Origin of the sequence: Clostridium sp. DL-VIII (genome assembly GCF_000230835.1) — a bacterium.
Classification (GTDB): Bacteria; Bacillota; Clostridia; order Clostridiales; family Clostridiaceae; genus Clostridium.
The window spans coordinates 4,203,424-4,224,736 of sequence record NZ_CM001240.1 but is presented as its reverse complement, the minus strand read 5'-3'; the positions used below and the strand labels follow the sequence as shown (position 1 = coordinate 4,224,736).

Annotated in this window: 21 protein-coding genes and 1 pseudogene; 17 read left to right on the top strand and 5 right to left on the bottom strand. The window is 30.2% G+C overall.

Annotated elements, in window-relative coordinates; translation table 11 throughout:
• The first annotated feature begins 117 nt into the window (after positions 1-117).
• The 8 genes from CDLVIII_RS19490 (at position 118) to CDLVIII_RS19455 (ending at position 7,875) form a co-directional block, all read left to right on the top strand.
• Positions 118-1,542, top strand: coding sequence for an FAD-binding oxidoreductase (locus CDLVIII_RS19490; protein ID WP_009171190.1), 1,425 nt, complete (start codon positions 118-120; stop codon positions 1,540-1,542).
• A gap of 226 nt (positions 1,543-1,768) precedes the next feature.
• On the top strand, positions 1,769-2,908 hold the full coding sequence (locus CDLVIII_RS19485; protein WP_009171189.1) for an acyl-CoA dehydrogenase: 1,140 nt from the start codon (positions 1,769-1,771) through the stop codon (positions 2,906-2,908).
• Between the two features lie 263 nt (positions 2,909-3,171).
• Positions 3,172-4,188 (top strand): MerR family transcriptional regulator, encoded by a 1,017-nt coding sequence (locus CDLVIII_RS19480; protein ID WP_009171188.1) that lies wholly within the window; start codon positions 3,172-3,174, stop codon positions 4,186-4,188.
• Between the two features lie 192 nt (positions 4,189-4,380).
• Positions 4,381-4,839 carry a hypothetical protein gene (locus CDLVIII_RS19475; RefSeq protein ID WP_009171187.1) on the top strand — a complete coding sequence of 153 codons (459 nt, stop codon included), beginning with the start codon at positions 4,381-4,383 and terminating at the stop codon, positions 4,837-4,839.
• Between the two features lie 109 nt (positions 4,840-4,948).
• Positions 4,949-5,458, top strand: coding sequence for a GNAT family N-acetyltransferase (locus CDLVIII_RS19470; RefSeq protein WP_242835767.1), 510 nt, complete (start codon positions 4,949-4,951; stop codon positions 5,456-5,458).
• 13 nt (positions 5,459-5,471) lie between these two features.
• Positions 5,472-6,167: a class I SAM-dependent methyltransferase gene (locus tag CDLVIII_RS19465; protein ID WP_009171185.1), complete on the top strand. Its 696-nt coding sequence runs from the start codon at positions 5,472-5,474 to the stop codon at positions 6,165-6,167.
• 95 nt (positions 6,168-6,262) lie between these two features.
• Positions 6,263-6,796 carry a GNAT family protein gene (locus CDLVIII_RS19460; RefSeq protein WP_009171184.1) on the top strand — a complete coding sequence of 178 codons (534 nt, stop codon included), beginning with the start codon at positions 6,263-6,265 and terminating at the stop codon, positions 6,794-6,796.
• Positions 6,797-7,074: 278 nt separating this feature from the next.
• Positions 7,075-7,875 (top strand): hypothetical protein, encoded by an 801-nt coding sequence (locus CDLVIII_RS19455; protein ID WP_009171183.1) that lies wholly within the window; start codon positions 7,075-7,077, stop codon positions 7,873-7,875.
• 67 nt (positions 7,876-7,942) lie between these two features.
• Here CDLVIII_RS19455 and CDLVIII_RS19450 read toward each other — a convergent pair whose 3' ends face one another.
• From CDLVIII_RS19450 to CDLVIII_RS32210, 4 genes and pseudogenes are all read right to left on the bottom strand, one after another.
• Positions 7,943-8,749: a nitroreductase family protein gene (locus CDLVIII_RS19450; RefSeq protein ID WP_009171182.1), complete on the bottom strand. Its 807-nt coding sequence runs from the start codon at positions 8,747-8,749 to the stop codon at positions 7,943-7,945.
• Between the two features lie 105 nt (positions 8,750-8,854).
• The gene (locus tag CDLVIII_RS19445) at positions 8,855-9,181 is read right to left on the bottom strand and encodes a helix-turn-helix transcriptional regulator (protein ID WP_009171181.1); all 327 of its coding nucleotides are present in this window, start codon (positions 9,179-9,181) and stop codon (positions 8,855-8,857) included.
• A 135-nt stretch (positions 9,182-9,316) separates the two neighbouring features.
• Complete coding sequence (locus CDLVIII_RS32215) at positions 9,317-9,499, bottom strand: hypothetical protein (RefSeq protein WP_242836048.1); 183 nt, start codon at positions 9,497-9,499, stop codon at positions 9,317-9,319.
• 9 nt (positions 9,500-9,508) lie between these two features.
• Positions 9,509-9,583 (bottom strand): annotated as a pseudogene (locus tag CDLVIII_RS32210) (MerR family transcriptional regulator); the annotation flags it as partial.
• Between the two features lie 568 nt (positions 9,584-10,151).
• Between CDLVIII_RS32210 and CDLVIII_RS19440 the strand changes: the two are divergent.
• The 3 genes from CDLVIII_RS19440 (at position 10,152) to CDLVIII_RS31490 (ending at position 11,684) form a co-directional block, all read left to right on the top strand.
• The gene (locus CDLVIII_RS19440) at positions 10,152-10,997 is read left to right on the top strand and encodes an ABC transporter substrate-binding protein (RefSeq protein ID WP_009171180.1); all 846 of its coding nucleotides are present in this window, start codon (positions 10,152-10,154) and stop codon (positions 10,995-10,997) included.
• Between the two features lie 107 nt (positions 10,998-11,104).
• Positions 11,105-11,275, top strand: a complete 171-nt coding sequence (locus CDLVIII_RS31495) for a hypothetical protein (RefSeq protein WP_207636824.1) — start codon at positions 11,105-11,107, stop codon at positions 11,273-11,275.
• Positions 11,276-11,534: 259 nt separating this feature from the next.
• Complete coding sequence (locus tag CDLVIII_RS31490) at positions 11,535-11,684, top strand: hypothetical protein (RefSeq protein ID WP_009171178.1); 150 nt, start codon at positions 11,535-11,537, stop codon at positions 11,682-11,684.
• A gap of 258 nt (positions 11,685-11,942) precedes the next feature.
• Here the strand turns inward: CDLVIII_RS31490 and CDLVIII_RS19435 are convergent, their stop codons facing one another.
• A complete protein-coding gene (locus CDLVIII_RS19435) occupies positions 11,943-12,263 on the bottom strand; it encodes a helix-turn-helix domain-containing protein (RefSeq protein WP_009171177.1) in 321 nt (106 codons plus the stop codon).
• A gap of 147 nt (positions 12,264-12,410) precedes the next feature.
• Here CDLVIII_RS19435 and CDLVIII_RS19430 point away from each other — a divergent pair, with 147 nt between their 5' ends.
• The 6 genes from CDLVIII_RS19430 to CDLVIII_RS19400 all read left to right on the top strand — a co-directional run bounded on the left by CDLVIII_RS19430 (position 12,411) and on the right by CDLVIII_RS19400 (position 21,212).
• The gene (locus tag CDLVIII_RS19430; protein ID WP_009171176.1) at positions 12,411-12,965 is read left to right on the top strand and encodes a flavodoxin family protein; all 555 of its coding nucleotides are present in this window, start codon (positions 12,411-12,413) and stop codon (positions 12,963-12,965) included.
• Positions 12,966-13,291: 326 nt separating this feature from the next.
• Positions 13,292-13,750: a hypothetical protein gene (locus tag CDLVIII_RS29400; protein WP_009171175.1), complete on the top strand. Its 459-nt coding sequence runs from the start codon at positions 13,292-13,294 to the stop codon at positions 13,748-13,750.
• 437 nt (positions 13,751-14,187) lie between these two features.
• A complete protein-coding gene (locus tag CDLVIII_RS19415) occupies positions 14,188-16,191 on the top strand; it encodes a KUP/HAK/KT family potassium transporter (RefSeq protein ID WP_009171174.1) in 2,004 nt (667 codons plus the stop codon).
• Positions 16,192-16,750: 559 nt separating this feature from the next.
• Positions 16,751-18,430, top strand: a complete 1,680-nt coding sequence (kdpA, locus tag CDLVIII_RS19410) for a potassium-transporting ATPase subunit KdpA (protein ID WP_009171172.1) — start codon at positions 16,751-16,753, stop codon at positions 18,428-18,430.
• A 34-nt stretch (positions 18,431-18,464) separates the two neighbouring features.
• Positions 18,465-20,528, top strand: coding sequence for a potassium-transporting ATPase subunit KdpB (kdpB, locus tag CDLVIII_RS19405; RefSeq protein WP_009171171.1), 2,064 nt, complete (start codon positions 18,465-18,467; stop codon positions 20,526-20,528).
• Between the two features lie 57 nt (positions 20,529-20,585).
• Positions 20,586-21,212: a K(+)-transporting ATPase subunit C gene (locus CDLVIII_RS19400; RefSeq protein WP_009171170.1), complete on the top strand. Its 627-nt coding sequence runs from the start codon at positions 20,586-20,588 to the stop codon at positions 21,210-21,212.
• Positions 21,213-21,313: the final 101 nt, after the last annotated feature.

The window sequence follows — 21,313 nt, the reverse complement described above, 5'->3', positions numbered from 1 at the left end:
GGAAGAAAAGCTTACAGCTTTCCGAAAAAATAAATAATTTTAAAAACTCCATTGTAAATTTTATACGGAATTGTAAATTGTAAACTGAATAAGTATATTAGAAGGGAAATGATTGTTATGGCTGAGTATAATAAATTAACAGAAGAATTAATCTCAAAATTACAGGAGGCAGCTCCAGGGCATATTTTAACAGGTGCTGATATAAATGACGACTATAGTCACGATGAAATGCCTATCTACGGAAAAGTAGCTCCACAAGTTGTGTTTATGGCGCATTCTACAGAAGAAGTTGCTGCAGTAGTAAAAATATGTAATGAAAATAAAATACCAGTAACTCCAAGAGGAGCAGGCACAGGACTTACAGGTGGAGCAGTTCCACTACTTGGAGGAGTTTTGATTGATATTACAAAAATGAACAAAATAATTTCTTATGATTTAGAAAATTTTGTTGTTCATGTAGAAGCTGGAGTTCTATTAAATGACCTTGCAGAGGATTGTTTAAAACAAGGATTATTATATGCTCCAGACCCAGGTGAAAAATTTGCTTGTTTAGGTGGAAATGTTGCAACAAATGCTGGTGGAATGAGAGCCGTTAAATACGGTGCAACACGTGATTATGTACGTGCGATGACAGTTGTTCTTCCAACAGGAGAAATCACTAAATTTGGTGCTACAGTATCAAAAACAAGCTCAGGTTATAGCCTTTTAAATCTAATGATTGGTTCAGAAGGTACACTTGGAATTATTACAGAACTTACATTGAAAGTAATGCCAGCGCCAAAGGTAGTAGCAAGTTTAATTATTCCTTTTGAAAATTTAGATGATTGTATTTCTACTGTTCCAAAATTTAGAATGGAACACATGAATCCACAAGCGATAGAATTCATGGAAAGAGAAATTGTTTTATCTAGTGAAAGATATATTGGAAAGAGCGTATTCCCACAAGTAATTGATGGAGTTACCGCAAATGCTTATTTACTTGTTACTATAGATGCAGGTAATGAAGATGAATTAAATAATCTTATTGAGCAAGCAAGTGAAATAGTATTAGAAGCTGGAGCAATTGATGTTCTTGTAGCTGATACACCTGCAAAAATAAAAGATGCATGGGCTGCACGTTCAAGTTTCTTAGAAGCTATTATGGCAGAAACAAAATTGTTAGATGAATGTGATGTTGTAGTTCCAGTAAATAAAATCGCTCCGTATCTTGCTTTTGTAAATAAAACTGGTGAAGAGTGTGGATTAACTATTAAGAGTTTTGGACATGCAGGAGATGGAAATCTTCACATATACCAATGTAGTAACGATTTAGAAGAAGAAGAATTCAAAACAAGAGTTGATAAATTCTTCAAGATCATTTACGAAGAAGCAATCAAATGCGGTGGACTTGTTTCAGGAGAACATGGAATTGGAAGTGGAAAGATGAGCTACTTAGCTGATAGTGTTGGAGAAGTAAATATGGAATTAATGAAAGGCATTAAAAAAGTGTTTGATCCAAATTCTATCATGAATCCAGGTAAGGTATGCCATACTATCCAATAGATGAGTTAGGACAATTAAGAAAAATAAAGTATAAGCGATATCCCACATTAAATGAAATTTGATTTAGGAGGAGTGTAACTTCTTTCTGAATCTTAGAAGTCTATGATCTTGCTGCTGTTACCCTAAGATATGAAAAAGATTGAGAGTTTCAGTAGCGAGATATCAGATAAAATTAAAAAGGAAATATATAAAAGAGAAAGATAAATAAGGAAGGTAGGAGATTAAAATGGATTTTAAACAAGATGAAAATCATGAGCAATTAGTAGAAATGTATAGAGAATTTGCGGAAAATGAGGTAAAAACAATCGCGAAGGAAATTGATGAAAATATGCGTTTCCCAGAAGAAAATATACCTAAAATGGCTGAAATGGGTCTACTTGGAATTCCATTCCCTGAAGAGTATGGCGGAGCTGGAATGGATACTTTAAGTTATATTCAATGTGTAGAAGAATTATCTAAATGCTGCGCAACAACAGGAGTTATAGTTTCAGCTCATACAAGTCTTTGCGCAACACCAATATACACATATGGTACAGATGCGCAAAAAGAAAAATATTTAAAACCACTTGCTTCAGGTGAAAAATTAGGTGCCTTTGGGTTAACAGAACCCTCTGCTGGAACTGATGCTTCTATGCAAAAGTCAACAGCAGTATTAGAAGGTGACCATTATGTATTAAATGGTAGTAAGATCTTCATTACTAATGCAGGATATGCAGATATATACATTGTTTTTGCAATGACAGATAAGACTAAAGGAACAAAAGGTATTTCAGCATTTATTGTTGAAAAAGATTTCCCTGGTTTTTCTGTTGGAGGTCATGAATTAAAGATGGGAATCCGTGCATCTTCTACTTGTGAGTTATTCTTTGATAACTGTATAGTTCCAAAGGAAAATCTTTTGGGAGAAGAAGGCAGAGGATTTAACATTGCAATGGCTACTCTTGATGGAGGCCGTATCGGTGTTGCAGCACAGGCTCTTGGTATTGCAGAAGGTGCAATAGAGGAAACTGTAAAATATGTTAAGGAACGTATTCAATTTGGAAAACCTATTGGAAAATTCCAAAACACTCAATTTGAACTTGCACAAATGCGTGCAAGTACAGAAGCTGCAAAACTTTTAGTATATCAGGCTGCATGCGCAAAGGATGATCATGTGAACTTTACACAGTTAGCTGCTATGGCAAAATTGGTTTCTGCTAGAAATGCAACTGATGTAACAAGCCGATGCTTACAATTATTTGGCGGCTATGGATATACAAGCGATTATCCAATTGAAAGAATGATGCGTGATGCCAAAATAACAGAAATCTATGAAGGAACATCAGAAGTACAAATGATGGTAATTTCAGGATGGATGTTAAGATAATAAACAATTAATTAATATGCCCTCTAGTTAAACCTATTATATAAATTAAGAAAATAGCAAGTTCAACTATAAATATAGAGAACTTGCTATTTTTTATGTTTATAGATATACAATTGAAGACTTAGACTTATGTGATAATTAAATGTATTAATTAATATTGCATCATTGTATTTTTATGAGGAGTATTTAATAGATTGTAGCAAATTAATGTTGACTTTCCCCTGAGGGGAGGATTTAAAATAATTTTGTGAGGAGGGAGAATTTTGAAAATTAGTGAATTTGCTAAAAGATCAGGGGTAACGGTGAAAACATTGCGTTATTATGATAAGATTGGGCTGTTACAGCCGTCTGCAAAAACAGATGTAGGCTATAGAATTTATTGTGATGAAGATTTTATTAAATTACAACAAATTACTACACTGAAATTTATTGGGTTGTCACTTGAAGAAATAGATCAGCTAATAAATGAAAAAAATGAAAGCATAGAAAGTATAATAGATATTCAAACAAGGGCTTTAGAGGAAAATAAAAAACATATTGAGGTAGTTCTTATGGCTTTGAATAAAGCTAAAAAACAAATGCAAAATAATGGTTTTTTGAAAATTCAGCAACTTATTGATATTACCAAAATAACAAATATGGAGACAAGAGCAAAGCAGAGGTTTAATAATGCAAGTAAACAATATGTTACTGATAGTTATTACTGGAGGTCTAAAACTGCAGAAATAATAAATGAATTGGTTAAGCCTAATATGGATGATGTGATACTTGATTTAGGGTGTGGTACTGGAAAACAAATTGTTGAACTATCACAAAAAATAAAATTAGCAATCGGTATAGACATTAGTGAGGGAATGATTAGTCAAGCTAAGGAAAATATAAAAAATAAAAATATACAAAATATTAAACTTTATATAGGAACATTTGAAGAACCAAACTTAAATGTAGATTTACATAAAAAAAATATTACAAAAATTATTTCTAACTATGCTTTACATCACTTAACTACAATATATAAACAAAAAGCAATAGAAAAAATGATTGCCATGGGAGGTAAAAGCTTGCAAAGCATTATTATTGGGGATTTAATGTTTTTTGAAAATCCAGACAACTATAGAAAAGAATTTTCTATAGTAGGATATGGTCCAGAAGTAGATTTACCATCAAGTGTTGAAGAACTAGTGAATTGCTTTTCAAATTCTGGTTTCACAATTGAAGTGCACAAGTTACATCCACTTGTAGGGGTTATTGTAGCAAATAGAAATAAAATTTATAATTAATTAAGATAAAATATCGCATATTCAAAATGAATTTGTGATATTTTTTTATTACACAATAATTTATATATTTTGTAGTAAATAATGCGCTATTTGAAAACTGAGTAGTGTGATATTAACAAAATATGCTATAATTTACAGGAAGATAAATAGCAATTTGAATTACTAATATTAATTAAAGGAGAATATATAGAAATGAAAAAATCATTTGTACCAGATGAATTTGCTGTTCCAATTATATATAAAACAGGAGATTTTACCATAAGAAAACTTACTGTTTTAGATTTGCATAAGGACTATGAGGCTGTTATGGAAGCCAAAGATCATATTCATGAGATTTATTCGAAAGAATACACAAATGGATGGCCAGAAGATACTTTGACGCTTGAGGAAGATGAGAAGGATTTAAAGCGGCATGAGAAAGAGTTTAATGAAAGAGCTGCATTTGCTTATACTGTATTTGATTTTGAAGATCAAAACTGTTTAGGATGTATTTATATTGATCCATCAGATTCTCATGATGCTGAAATTACTATGTGGACAAGAGAAGCGGTTACAGACGAGCTATTATATAGAACAGTTACAAAGTGGATAGAAAATGATTGGCCATTTGAGAATACATCTTATCCAGTTTTTGAAGAACTATATTGCTAATAGCATTTGTATAATTTTAAATGAATATTATAGGCACAATAGGGTATTAACAAGTTTTAACTTAAAATTAAGTGTTATGAATAATAATTTATTGAGGGGTGATATTTTTTTGAATAGTAATATTATATTTAGGAATATTGAAAAATCAGATACAGAATCATTATGGAATATGATGAACCAATTAGATTATGAAACAAAGTTTATGCTGTATGAACCAGGTGAAAGAACTAAAAACCTATCTAGACTTCAAGGAAATGTGGACAGCGCTGTTGATGGAAATAATCTATTCTTTATAGCAGCAGACGGAAATGAAATTATAGGATATATTGCAGCTCAGATAGGCAATGTAAAAAGAGAACAACATAGTGCATATATAGTAGTTGGTATAAGAGAGAAATATCGCAATCAGGGAATTGGCACAAAATTTTTTAATAGTCTAGATGAATGGGCAGTGGAAAATAGAATTGTAAGGCTTGAACTAACTGTTCTTTGTACCAATAAAATAGCTTTAAATTTATATAAGAAAAATGGTTTTGAAATAGAAGGTACAAAAAGAAAATCTATGTATATAGATGGAGAATATGTAGATGAATATTATATGTCTAAAATAATTAGATGATTAGGTGATATAAATGGATAGTGAAAATATTCCAGTATGGGAATTACTTCAAAAGCAAATGATATGGAAACAGCTAAGTTTTATATATAATAAAAAGGTATTAGATTTTGGAAGTGGAAAAGGAATTACGGCTTCATATTTTGCTAATGATAATGAAGTTATTGCAATAGAGCCAGATGATGAAATGCTCTTAAAAAGAATCACTGAAAATAATTATACTCAAATGCATGGAGATATTCGAATTTTAGAAGAATTTGAAGACGAATATTTTGATGTTATATTATGTCACAATGTCTTTGAATATGCTTTAGAGAGAGAAGAGATTACTAAGAAATTCGCAAGAATTCTAAAAAAAGATGGAGTATTATCTTTAGTGAAACATAATCGAGCAGGAAGAATCATGCAGATGGTTGTTTTATTAAATAATTTTGAGCATGCAAAAGAATTGATAGAGGGAAAGAATGGGAAGGCAGAAAAATTTGGAGATATTCATTATTATGATGATATGGATATTTTAAAGTGGTCAAGTGATTTTAAAATAGAAAAAATATTAGGGATTAGAACTTTTTGGGATTTACAACAAAATCAAGAGATACAAAAAGATGAAGAATGGCAAAAGCAAATGCTTGCTATGGAGCAGAGAGTTTGTGACAAAGAAGAATTTAAAGCAGTTGCCTCTTTTCACCATTTGATACTTCGAAAGAAATAATAGAGTAATCAAAATAACTAAAATATGAGAAATAACTTTTAAAAGTATAATTAATTTATGTTTTATAAATAGCAATTTTAAAGAAAGTGACATAGATGAGAATGGAAACTTGTAGAATAATTCTTCGCAGTTTTGAAAAGAAAGACTTAAAGGACTTAAATGAGTATTGTAGTCAAGATGGAGTTGGAGAGATGGCTGGATGGAAACACCATTGCAGCCTTTTAACTTCAAAAGAAGTGCTTCATAGAAATGTTAAAAATGAAAACATTTTTGCAATAGAAAATAAAGAAAACGGAAAAGTGATTGGTCATATAGCAGTAAATAGTGATTCTGAGAATGGAAGAGAAGATACAAAAGAATTAGGATTTGCATTGAATCGTAACTACCAGAATCAAGGAATTATGACAGAAGTAATTTATCAGATTCTAGATTATCTATTTTCTGGTGATATAAAATACGTATATGCTTGTTGTTTTCAAAATAATAAACCATCTAAACGGTTGATTGAAAAATGTGGTTTTACTTTTGAACAGGAAGGTTCATTTTATTCAAAATCTCTTAATAGAACTTTTAAATCATTCGAGTATGTTTATAGTAAAAATGATTGGCAGCTACAGAAGAGCCATTAATAAATTGCAATTTAAGATTTGGTGATATGAATTTTATTGATAATATAATATTTATGCTGATGAAAAACATCCTGGGCATATTTGTATTTTGTAATAATATTTTAAGAAAAAATTAAAAGATTTGTCAAACAACTATTAAAAATTAATGGTAATATTGGTTATGGTAGAAAAATATATTTCTACTAAGTTATATATAAGCCTAAAAAGGAACTAAATAAAATAAATATTAGCTAAAGAAAAGATATTATCAAGAAAGATAATTTAGAAGGGACGATTTAATGGAAATCTTAAAAACACTACTATTACAACCAATAATAGAAACAATTTATTTAACTGGAATGATTATTTTAATAGGTTTTATACTTGGAATATTAAGGAATGGTTCTCTGAGAAATTTTCAAAGAAGTTTTGGACCTAATGCAGTAATGGTTACGGGCTTTATTGGGGTTCCAGTACATGAACTCAGCCACGCTATACTTGCATTAATTTTTAGACATTCTATAAAAGAGATGAAGTTACTTCAAAGGCCAGATGAAAGTGGGACTTTAGGATATGTTAGACATTCATATAATCAAAATAGTATTTATCAACAAATAGGAAATTTCTTTATAGGGATAGCGCCAATTTTTGGAGGACTAATATGTATAATATTATTAATGAAGTTTTTACTGCCTGCTTCTTACAGTGAATTTATAAAAATATGTACTAATAATCTTAATATTAGTAACTTAAACATAAAGATCATAGAAAGAATATTAAATTCATATTATGGACTTATAAAAACTATATTTACATATTCAAACTTGAAAGATCCTATGTTTTATATATTCTTGTTTTTATCTATATGTATATCTTCACATATATCCTTAAGTAAAGCAGATATAAATGGGGCATCAAAAGGTCTATTTATTATGTTTGCATTGATAATTCTATTAAATATGGTTGGACTTACAAAGTATATATCAATGGCTGATATCATTAGATATAATGTAATGTTAACTGGTTTTCTTTTAGTTGCACTAATATTTTCTTTAATTACATATGTCATAAGTGAGATATTTGCATCATTAATACGATAGATAATTTTACGCTTAAAAAAGCATCTAACCACTACAACTTTTTGTAGTGGTTAGAAATATTAAAGGTTTATTCTATAAAGGTAGCTTCTAATGGATTTCTATCAACTAATCTCTTGTAACTATACTTAGGATAACCAACCATAACTGCGCCTACGACCTTTTTATCTTCAGGAATATTGAATAATTTAAGTAGTGGTGAGTTTTCAATAGCTATGCAATACTCAAAAATTCCTGCCCAGCATGATCCAAGTCCTAAGGAAGGGACGTATAATTCAAGATAAGTCAGGCATGAAACAGCATTATCACGTCCATTTGGAAAATTTTTATCCGATGTTGCAATTATTAAATTTGGAGCACCGCGGAAAACTGAATCATACCCATCCTCTCTATAACTTTGGACAGCATCTTCAACTAAATGTCTTAAAGGGGAGCTTTCTATCATTTGAATAGTAATTTCTAAAGCTTGTTCAAGTAATTGTCTATTTTGAACTACAATAAAAGATATACCTTGACTGTTGGTTGCAGTAGGAGCTAATCTTGCAACATCAATCAATTTTGTTAATTTTTCTTTTGATACAGGTTCAGTTTTATAATTTCTGATAGAACGGCGTGATCTTAAAAAATATTCCGCTTGAGTCTCACTTAATTTAGGAAAATCTTTTAATTCAATTTGATCTTTTAAAGGTGACTTTTTATTGTCTATTGCAGCATTAGGACATATAGCTGTACAATGTCCACAAGCAATACAATTCGCATTAGCCTTTTCTGTTTCTTCTGGCCCATGTGTACCCATCTTTAGTAACTTATCAGGACAATCTTTAACACATAGTCCACAGTTTATACATTTTTCTTCATTTACAGTAATAAGATTCATTTTAATCAAATCCTTTCAAAATTATTTATTGTTTGATGTATGTATGCACATTTATGCATATTTATATTAAAAGAGAAAGGCATTGTTGCCTTTTTCTAAGATATCTTATTTTTGTATAAGTTCTCTCAAATTATTTGTAGTTGCCTCAAATTTTTCGAGAATGTATTCATTATTGAGTTCATAAAAAGTACTTCTGTTTTGTTTTTCCTTGTTTAAGATTCCATATCGATTCATTAATTCCAAATGTCTTGAAATAACAGATCTATCTTGAGTAAAGTTTTCTGCAATTTCTGTGATATTTTTCTTCCCATGTATTGCGAGAAACTTTAAGATTTCACTTCTCACAGGATCAAAAAGAGCTTTATAAAATTCAAAATCGATACTTTGCTCGATGTTTCTGCCACATTCTAATAAATTATTTTGATTTTCCATTTGCATCACCAATTAAATTATATATGCACATATATGCACATGTCAATAGTTTTATTTAACTCGGGTAGTAGATACCCATCTGGGCTAAGTGAAAATATAAAATGTAAGCTATACATTTTTACTTATTTTTTAATTTCAACTCTTTTTCAAATTCAAGTTTATTATGTTGAATAAAAGCAAGTTGCTTGTCAAGCTCCTCTTTTTTTCTAAAAGTAATTGTTCTTGATCTAAAAGCATTAAATAACGTTCTTTAAGTTCAACTGAATCCTGGTCAAAATAATGACGAATCAGTTTAATTCCAAATCCATTACCTATCATACATTGGATTGTTTTTAATCTACTTATATTATTATCAGAAAACAAACGGATATTATTTTTATCTCGAAATACATTTGGAAGCAATTCAATATCTTCATAATACCTGATAGAAGGAAATCAGGATATAAATAAAATTAAACCTATTTCATTTGCAGGCAGTGAATTTAGCTATTATGGAATAGGAGATAAAGTAGGAAGCGCATTTTCTATAGGAAAAGAAGTTAAGTAAAGGTTGAAATAATTGGATTTTTAAGTAATTAAGTCATTATCTAAAACAATTACATAAGAACTTTTACTTGTAGAGACATCTTGAATTTCATAAATCTTATCTTTTAAAACAGATTCGAAGTCAGATAAATTATAAACTCCTTCCTTAAATACATTTGATGTGATGGAAGCAAAAAGAAATCAACATGCAAAGTTACTGTAACAAAATAGATAATCTTATAGAGTGATGTAGAATTATAAATACCAGCAAATTATTTGCTGGTATTTACTCTTAATAGGAAAGATTATATATTAGATAGTTTAAGTTGTTATACAAAAATACAGTCAGTAATTTTGAATGTATTTTTTGAAACGTGAATAATTTAAATCTCAATCAAAGAAAATAACTATAAAAATGAATATGTCTTGGAGGAAATTTTTATTAATGAAAAGAATATTTGCTTTAATCGTTATTATAAGTTTTATTGGAATGATAATTGAATACGGTTCAGGTATTAATGATAGTATCACAGCAAATAATTCAATTGAACAAGATAGGTTACAAACAATTCAAAAGAAAGGAATACTAACTGTTGCATCAGCAAATGAAATTCCATTTTTTCATGAAAATTCTCAAGCAGATAGTTTTGTTGGAATTGATGCTGATATTATAACAGAAATTGCAAGGAGGCTTGGAATCAATAAAATTGAGATGAAAGAGGTATCATTTGCAAATTTATTCAGTGAACTAAATACTGACAGTAGCGTAGACATGGCAGCCAATGGGATATATATAACTCCTGAACGAGAAAAAATTGTAGCTTTTACTGAGCCATTATATAAGGAATCAGAAGTTGTTATTGTTCCAAAAGCCTCAAAAATTAATTTTAAAGATGATTTAAAAAATGCTATGGTAGGAGTGGAAAGAGGTACGGCTTTTGAGAATTTGGCACAAAATTGGAAGAAGAGTAATTTAGTGAAAGATGTAGTAACGTTTGGAAATATACCTGATTTATTGGCTGCTATAAATAGTGGAAAAGTTGATGCAGGAGTAGCGGATTCTGTTGTTATAAATTATTTTTTGAAAAAAGAAACAAATCTTTTTTTAAGAACATTCAAAGATTATACTCCTGAATTGCAAGGGATTATAGGAATAGCAGTTAGAAAAAATGATATAGCATTATTAAACGCATTAAACGAAAAAATTACGGATATGAAAACAGATGGTACGCTGTATTCTATTCTTGTAGGAAATGGTTTAGATGGAAATAATGTGGTTAATATTAAATAAAAGTAGGTTATGTATAGTCTACCTTTATTTTTTTTGCTTAATTTTAATCACAATAATTTAAATGCAGCATATATATGGTAGGTATAAGTGTAAAAGGGGTGAGGAAATTGGGTAATATAATGAAAATTAATATGTATGTAAAAATGAAAAAAGGAGAAAATACTAAGTTAAGCTTGAAAACAATAGAAGAAATTATATCTAGATATAAGAGCTGGTTAAAGAAAACAAATAGAGAAGATCGAATAGAAAACTACAAAAAATTTATACAGACTCAATAATTATTTCTAGAGAGCAATAGATATATTGTTCAAAATTATTACTTTCTAGGATCAAATTTATATGTATAAAAAAATACATATACAAAAATAAAAAATAGCTTATTGAGGTATAATAAGCCATGATGATGTAATTATAAAAAAATCTGAAAATTAATTTAAATGACATATTTCTGTCACAGTTATAGGTTATAATATAAGGCATTAGTTGAATATAAAAAAATTTAACTTTAACATAATATAATGCTAAGGCGGTGAGTTTGTGAATAAAACGACTAGTGGGAAGAAGTTCATGGAAATTATAAAAGGCCTTCCAGAGGAGCAGCAAGAGGTTATATTATATTTGTCAGAAATATTTGAAGGGGAAGAAGAAGCGGTTTTAGAGTATTGTAGAAAAGAGTTTGTTGATTAATAATACAGTCATTAATTTGACTGTATTTTTTTATAGATAATATCGAACTAATTAAAAAAAGGATAACTTGTATAAATGATAACAAGTTATCCTGAGTTCTGAGTTATGTATATTTATAAAATAGGGGGAATTAGAATAAGTTTTAAATAACTTATGATATTATTATAAACAATAATTGTCTTAGTATTGTGTCAAAATGATTAAGTTAATATAAATATTATATTAAAATAAAATTAAGTTTACATCTGCAGGTCTATATTAAACAGATGGATGTTTATATTTATAAGCTTCGTCTCCCCATTTACCAAGATACTGTAAAACACCTATGAGTTTTTGACTAAGTTCTGATAATTCATATTCTACTCTTGGTGGAATTTCATTATATTGACGACGAATAATAAGACGGTCTTCTTCGAGTTCTTTTAAGTTTTTTGATAACATAAGACTAGATATACCAGTAACTTTTCTCTGTAGTTCATTAAATCTAATAACTCCATTTTGTGACATGGTCCAAATGATTAACAGTTTCCATTTGCCGCCTATAATTTTTAAAGCATATCCTATGTAAGGGTTTTTCATAAAGCAACCTCCATTACTTATATAAATATTAGTGACTAAACATTTTTTGCGTACTTGTTGATTTATATGTTACTTAATATAATGAAGTTAGTCAATAGATAAGTGAATTGACTGAATAAAGTTTTATATTAAAAGGAGAGAGATGAAATGTCAAAAGTAGTTATTTTTAACGGAAGTCCAAGAAAAAATGGATATACTGGAAAATTATTAGAACAAGTGGCAAAGGGAGCAAAATCTAAAGGTGCTGAAGTTATAGAATTTGATTTAAATGATCCTGGAATACGTGGATGTCAAGGATGTATGTATTGCCGTACCCATGACGGATGTGCTGTTAAGGATTATTTACAACCAATGTATGAAGCTATTAAGGAAGCAGATGCTATTGTGTTTGGTTCTCCAATCTATTATTATAAAATTACAGGGCAAGCAAAGGTTTGGTTTGATCGTACATTCCCAATGCTTGGAAATGATTATAAGCCAAAATATCCAGGCAAAAAATTAATAACAATATTTGCCCAAGGAAACCCAGATCCTAAAATAGGTGCAGAGGGTGTTAAATATGCTAATAATATGTTAGAAGAATTAGGCTGGAAATTAGAAGATAGTATTCAGTACTGTGGAACTAGTCATAATCCTGATCTAGCAGTGTTTGATGAGTTATCTTTAAGAGCATTTAAAGATGGAGAAAATTTAGTAGACTAAATTCTTATAAATTAGTCTATTGATTGTCAATAAATCTGATGTAAATAATTAATAGAATGGAATGAATTTGATTTTGCAGGGAAATATAATAAAATGGTAATACGTTAATTACATTTTATTTTTCAATAGAGGCAGATTAGGTAGAAATACTTAGTGTGCCTTTATTTTTTATTCTCTAGAAATAATAATAAACAGTTGGAAAACTACAATGTCGTTTTAATATTTATTAAATTAAAATTTTTAAAACTTATAACAAATTAAGTTGATTAACATAGTATATAAGTAGAGAATACTGATTTAGAGATTAATAGCAGGAGGAAATAAAAATGAGTAACTATTATGAATATGAAGATAAATATGATAAACATGAAAAATATGAAAAATATGATAAATGCGATAAGCATGAAAAATATGATAAATGTGAAGAATATGATAAACACGATAGATGTGAGGAAAAGGAAGAGAAAAAAGAAAAGTGCTTTGAAAAAATAGAATGTCCAACTGCCGAAGCATTAGAAGAAGCTTATAAGGCAGCTATTAAAAAAGGATATTATAAAGGTATTGAAGTAGGAGAAAAAAATGGATTCCATAAAGGCTATGAAGAGGGCAAAGAAGAGGGCTTCAGCGAAGGATGTAGAAAAGGTGAGCAAAAGGGATTATATGAGGGATATGCAAAAGGCAAAAACGAGGGACTTCATGAAGGATATGAAAAAGGATTAAAAGACGGATGTAAGAGAGTAAAAGAAAAAGCTTTAAATTGTATAGATAAAATTGAATGCTGCTAATAAGCAACTTTATGCTTAAACTAGTAGAAGAATTTATTTCATATAGATAAATCTTTGATTAATAATTTAATGCCATATATAGCTTAATTATAAGTTATTTATTTTTTGAGCAGTAGTTAGGATTAGTCCATCTACTGCTTCATTGTTAACTAAATAATTTCTACTCTAGATTCTAATATAGTAATTTAAAGAAATGAAAGCTTCGAAATAAAAGAGTAGGTGGAAATTTTTAAAGCTACAGGTTGGTTATAAAATTTATTTGATTTTGTCTGAATTTGTTCATGTAAACGATATTGAGATCGTAATTTTGACAATTTGTTTCATTATCTAACTTTTAGTAATTTGACTACTATTTTTCACAAATGATATTATAATATTTAGTGTTAAAACAAGATATACTATATTTATAATTATATTTCTTGAAAAGGAAGGTTTATATGAAATCAACTAATAAACATAATAATGTTACTAAATTAAGTTTAGGGGGAGTATTAGTAGCACTAGGTGTAGTGTATGGAGATATTGGAACATCACCACTTTATGTAATGAAATCAATTATTCAAGGCAATGGTGGGTTAGAACATATATCCGAAGAATTTATTATTGGAGCTTTGTCTCTAATTTTTTGGACAATAACAATTTTGACAACAATAAAATATGTTTTTATAACATTAAAGGCAGATAATAAAGGTGAAGGAGGAATTTTTTCTCTTTTTACATTAGTACGTAATCGTGCAAAATGGCTTATTATTCCAGCTATGATTGGTGGAGCAGCATTACTTGCTGACGGAATGTTAACACCTGCTGTAACTGTAACGTCAGCAATTGAAGGTTTAAAGCTGATTCCAAGTTTTAATGCCCTTTTTGGCAGAGATCAAGATATAATTATTACAATTGTAATAACAATACTATGTCTACTATTTTTTATTCAACATTTTGGTACTGATTTAATAGGAAAAATGTTTGGGCCAATAATGTTGATTTGGTTTTCAATGCTCGGCGTTTTAGGGATTATAGGGCTATCTAATGATTGGACTCTATTACGTGCATTGTCTCCATACTATGCAATAAAAATTCTTTTTAGCAGCGATAATAAATTGGGATTTTTTATTCTTGGAAGCGTATTTTTAGCAACAACTGGTGCAGAAGCTCTTTATTCGGATCTTGGACATGTTGGGAGAAAGAATATTTATGGTTCTTGGCCTTTTGTTAAAATAACTTTATTATTAAATTACTTTGGGCAAGGAGCTTGGGTACTGGCTGCCAAGAAAAATTCCATGCATATAAATGCAGAAGACTTAAATCCATTTTTTCAAATGGTTCCTCATAGTTTTTTAATTTTTAGTATAGTAATTTCAACTTTTGCTGCGATTATTGCTTCTCAAGCATTAATTTCAGGGTCTTTTACTCTTGTTTCTGAAGCTATTAAATTAAATTTATTCCCTAAATTACATATTATGTATCCATCAAGATCTAAAGGACAGCTTTACATGCCTTCTATTAACAAACTTTTATGGATTGTTTGTGTTGGACTTGTATTGTATTTTAGAGATTCTGAGCATATGGAAGCAGCTTATGGATTATCAATTACAGTTACTATGTTAATGACAAGTATTTTATTATTCAATTATTTATTAAAACAAAAGATTTCACCAGTTATTGCTACAAGTATACTTGTTTTCTTTGGTATATTTGAATTTTCCTTCTTTATTGCAAATGTTGTTAAGTTTATGCATGGAGGATATGTAGCAGTTTTAATTGCATTAGTAATTTTATCTCTTATGTACATATGGATTCAAGGTCATTATACTAAGATACGTTTATTAAAATACGTTAAGATCGAAGATTATAAAGAACAGCTAAATCTTTTACGTCAAGATACTGATAGGCCTAAATATGCAACAAACCTTGTATATTTAACTAATTCAGAATATGCTGAGAAAATTGAGAGAAATATAATGTACTCTATTTTGGATAGAAGGCCAAAGAAAGCCGATGTATACTGGTTTGTCAATGTTGTTGTTACTGATAATCCTTACGATGCAGAATATGAAGTAGAGACTTTTGGAACATCATATATTGTAAAAGTCCAAATAAAACTTGGCTTTAGGTTAGAACAAAAATTAAATGTTTATTTACGTCAGATTTCAACTGATTTAGTTAAAAGTGGAGAAATAGATATTCAATGTAGAAACTATACTATTATTCCTGAACGAAAAGTTGGAGATTTCCGCTTTACTTTAATTGTAGAGCAGCTTTCTTATGAAGCAGATTTGAGTTTCTGGGAAGCACTTATATATAGAACTAAGTTATTTATAAAAAAATATACTGTAACACCGGCAAAGTGGTTTGGACTTGAAACTAGCGATGTTGATGTTGAAAATGTTCCATTATTTTTAAGTAGCTGCAAGCAAGACTTCTTAAAAAGAGTTTCAAAATAGTTTTAACTTAAAAGTTATTTTATTCTGCTGCCAAATTTTTCTCGCATGCGCTTAAAAAGGCAGATGCGTAAAAAAATTACGGCTCAACAGTAGCTTTTGATTTTGTTCTAAACATGGATAATAAATTAAATATTAGAACATGAAAAATAATCCTGAAGAGATACTCTTCAGGATTATTTTTTTATATTTAGAGTACTACTTCCACTAGTGTCACTGATTTGAAATAAGAAATCTTTATACAATCTTTATACCAATGCCAATACTTTAATCCAATCTTTATACCGTAAGTAGTATTATTCAATATAGAAAATAAATATCGGAGGGGGAGGAACAATGTTAGATGTTGTATTTTTTGCATTATTGATTTTAGGCTTTGGTTCAGTAATCTTCTTTGCTAAATGGTGTGAAAAGCAAGTGAATAAATAATTAGATTATACTAGGGGGAATATGTATGTGGATATTAATTGGAATTATAGTTTTGCTATTTGGATATTTGAGTTATGCATTATTTAATCCAGAAAAATTTTAGATAGTTGTAGCAAATTAGGAGGAATAGATTATGGAATGGTTACAAATAATAATAACTTTACTACTTTTCATGCTAATTGTAGTGCCACTAGGAAAGTATTTATACTATGTTAGCACTGGTGAAAAGACAGTTGTAGACAAGGTATTTAATCCAATAGATAACTTCATTTATAAAATATGTGGAATAAATAAAGAAGAAAAAATGAATTGGAAAGAATATGTGTTCTCAATTATAGCAGTAAATGCGGTTATGGTATTTATAGGATATATAATTTTAAGAGCTCAGGGACTTTTATTTCTAAATCCAAATAAAATAGATGGAATGGAGCAGAGCTTATCCTTTAATACAATTATAAGTTTTATGACAAATACAAATCTCCAAGATTATAGTGGAGAGTCTGGACTTTCTAATTTAAGCCAGATGATAGTTATTATATTTATGATGTTTACGTCAGCAGCAACAGGTTTTGCAGCAGCTCTTGCTTTTATGAGAGGAATAATTGGAAAGAAATCAACGGGAAACTTCTTTGTTGATATAACAAGAATTACAACAAGAGTTTTACTACCATTTTCAATAGTAATAGGAATTCTTCTAGTATCTCAAGGAGTGCCACAAACTTTATCAGGAACTAAAACAGTTACAACAATAGAAGGGAAAATGCAGGACATAGCGATGGGACCTGTAGCGGCTCTTGAAGCAATAAAGCATGTAGGTACAAACGGGGGTGGTTTCTTCGGCGCAAATTCAGCACATCCTTTTGAAAATCCTACGCCTTTAACAAATTTAATAGAGTTATTATCTATGATGATGCTTCCGGGAGCGCTAGTTTATACCTTTGGTTTAATGCTAAAAAATAAAAAACAAGGCTGGGCAATCTTTGGTGCAATGGCAGGATTATTTATTGTAGCACTACCAATATGTTACTTTGCAGAAAAGGCAGGAAATCCAGCTTTAGCACATATCGGATTGAGCCAGGCTATGGGTAATATGGAAGGTAAAGAAGTTAGATTTGGAATAGGACAGTCTTCCTTATTTACTACGGTAACCACAGCTTTTACAACGGGAACAGTAAACAATATGCATGATTCATTAACACCTCTAGGAGGAGCAGTTGCTCTTATGAATATGATGCTTAATGTTATATTTGGCGGAAAAGGTGTAGGCTTTATGAACATGATAATGTATGCAATTCTTACAGTCTTTTTATGTGGACTTATGGTAGGAAGAACACCGGAATTTTTATCAAAGAAGCTTGAAGGTAGGGAAATCAAACTTATAGCCTTAGCTATAATAATTCATCCATTTTTAATATTGATGTTTTCAGCACTGGCTTTAGTTATGCCTGAGGGGCTTGCAGGGATATCAAATCCTGGCTTCCATGGTTTGTCTCAAATAGTTTATCAATTTGCCTCATCTGCAGCTAATAATGGTTCTGGTTTTGAAGGTCTAGGAGATAATACTATGTTTTGGAATACCACAGCAGGAATAGTTATGTTTTATGGAAGATACTTATCCATCATAATTCTTCTTTCAGTAGCGGGATCTTTAGCAGCAAAAAGAAGTATACCGGCGACAGCAGGAACTTTTAGGACTGATAATACAATGTTTGCAGTAACTTTAATGGCTATTGTTTTAATAATTGGAGCTTTAACCTTTTTACCAGCTATAGCTCTTGGACCAGTAGCAGAACACTTAACTTTGTGGCATTGATTATTATGAAATTAGAAGGCAGGGAGAAAATAATATGAGTGATAATAAAAAAGAATCTAAATTTATTACAAAAGATATATTAAATGAAGCAATAATAGAATCTTTTAAGAAATTAAATCCAAAATATATGATAAAAAATCCTGTTATGTTTGTGGTTGAAGTAGGTTTTGTTATAACTCTATTACTTACCTTTGTACCAAGCTTATTTGGGGATGAGGGTAATAATTTGAGGGCTTACAATTTAATTGTAGCAGTAATACTTTTTATAACAGTACTATTTGCAAATTTTGCTGAAGCAGTTGCAGAAGGACGTGGAAAAGCCCAGGCTGAAAATTTAAAGAAGATGAAAAAAGATACTGTAGCTAAACTTTTAAATTCTGATGGAACTACTAAAATAATAAATGCCAATGAATTAAAAAGAGGCGATATAGTTTTAGTTGAAAATGGAGATATAATTCCAAATGACGGTGAAGTTATAGATGGTATAGCTTCTGTAGATGAATCAGCTATAACAGGTGAATCAGCACCTGTTATGAAGGAGAGAGGAGGAGATTTTGCATCAGTTACAGGTGGAACAAAGGTTGTAAGTGACTGGCTAAAAATTGAGATAACAGCAACTCCTGGTGAATCCTTTTTAGATAAAATGATTTCTCTTGTTGAAGGAGCCTCAAGGCAGAAAACTCCAAATGAAATTGCTCTTAACACCATACTTGTAAGTTTAACAATTATATTTCTTATAGTAATAGTTGCACTTTATCCAATGGCTCATTATTCTGGAGTTGCCATTTATATTTCAACTTTAATTGCACTTCTTGTATGCTTAATACCAACAACAATTGGTGGTCTTCTATCAGCCATAGGTATTGCAGGTATGGATAGAGTTACAAAATTTAATGTTATTGCAATGTCAGGAAAAGCAGTAGAGGCTTGTGGTGATGTTGATACAATGCTTCTTGATAAGACTGGAACTATAACCTTTGGTAACAGACTTGCGGCTGAATTTATTCCAGTTGGAAATGCGGATAAAAGTGAGCTTATAAATTATTCAGTAATATGCTCTTTAAAAGATGATACTCCAGAAGGAAAATCAATAGTTGAACTTGGAAGAAAATTAGGTTCAAATGCCAAGGAAGAAGAATATAAAAATTTAGAATTTATTGAATTTACAGCTCAAACAAGAATGAGTGGAATAGATTTACCAAATGGTTTGAAGGTAAGAAAAGGAGCTTCTGATTCTATAAAGAACCGAATAAAAGAACTTGGCGGAAATATTCCAGAGGATTTAGATGATGCAGTAAATAGCGTTTCAAAATTAGGAGGAACACCTCTTGTAGTCTGTGTTAATGAAAAAGCATATGGGGTGATTTACCTTAAAGATACTGTTAAACCAGGACTTATAGAAAGATTTGAAAGACTTAGAGAAATTGGAATTAAAACAGTTATGTGTACTGGAGATAATCCTTTAACTGCCGCAACTATTGCTAAAGAAGCTGGTGTAGATGAATTTATTGCTGAATGTAAACCAGAAGATAAAATTGCTGCAATTAAAAAGGAACAGGATCAAGGTAAACTTGTAGCAATGACAGGGGATGGGACTAATGATGCACCAGCTCTTGCGCAGGCAGATGTAGGCCTTGCAATGAATAGCGGTACTACAGCAGCTAAAGAAGCAGCTAATATGGTTGATTTAGATTCAGATCCAACAAAGATTCTTGAAGTTGTTGAGATAGGAAAGCAGCTTCTAATAACAAGAGGAGCTTTAACAACTTTTAGTATAGCTAATGATGTAGCTAAATATTTTGCTATAATTCCTGCTATTTTCACTGTTGCGATACCTGAAATGCAGGTTATGAATGTGATGGGACTTTCAACTCCATATAGTGCTATACTTTCAGCATTAATATTTAATGCAATAATAATACCATTACTTATACCAATAGCAATGAAGGGGGTAAAGTATAAACCAATGAAGGCAGAGACTATGCTTCTTAGAAATATGCTTATTTTCGGAGGTGGAGGAGTACTTGTTCCGTTTATAGGGATTAAAGTAATTGATGTTATTATTACTCCATTAGTTAGGATTCTTAATATTGGATAATTTATTCAGTTAACAATAAATAACAGTATGCATTTCAAGAAAAAAGGAGATTTTTATATGAAGATAATTAAAAAATCTATTGGTATAAGTATTATGTTTATGGTACTTTGCGGGCTTATATATCCTCTTTTTATGACAGGAATAAGCCAGCTCATATTTAATAATAAAGCTAATGGCAGCATTATAAGCCTAGATGGTAAGGAAGTTGGCTCTGGGCTTATAGGACAAAATTTTACAGATCCAAGATTCTTTAAAGGAAGAGTTTCAGCTGTAAATTATAACACTTATACAGAAGCAGATACTGTGCCAGATGAAAGCGGAAAAGCAGCCTATAGTGGAGTAGCATCAGGCTCTCAAAATTTAGCTCCATCGGATGATGCACTTAAAGAAAGAGTTCAAAAAGATATAGATGATTTTTTAGCAGCTAATCCTGGAGTTAAAAAAGAAGATATTCCTACAGATTTGCTTACAAGTTCAGGTTCAGGATTAGACCCTGATATAAGTCCAGAGTCAGCAAAAATTCAAATATCGGCAGTTTCAAAGGCATCAGGAATAAGTGAAGCAGATCTTCAAAAAATAGTTGACAAATATACTGAAGGCAGAGCACTTGGAATATTTGGTGAACCAAGAGTAAATGTTCTAAAAGTCAATATGGAGATAGCTTCACTTTTAAATACAAAGTAATTTGGGATTTGAGTTCATTTTACTTTTATATTGAGCACATGAAAATAAATAAGGAGCCCAAAGTAGCCTTGCAAGGGGACTTGTTATTTATTTGATAGTGC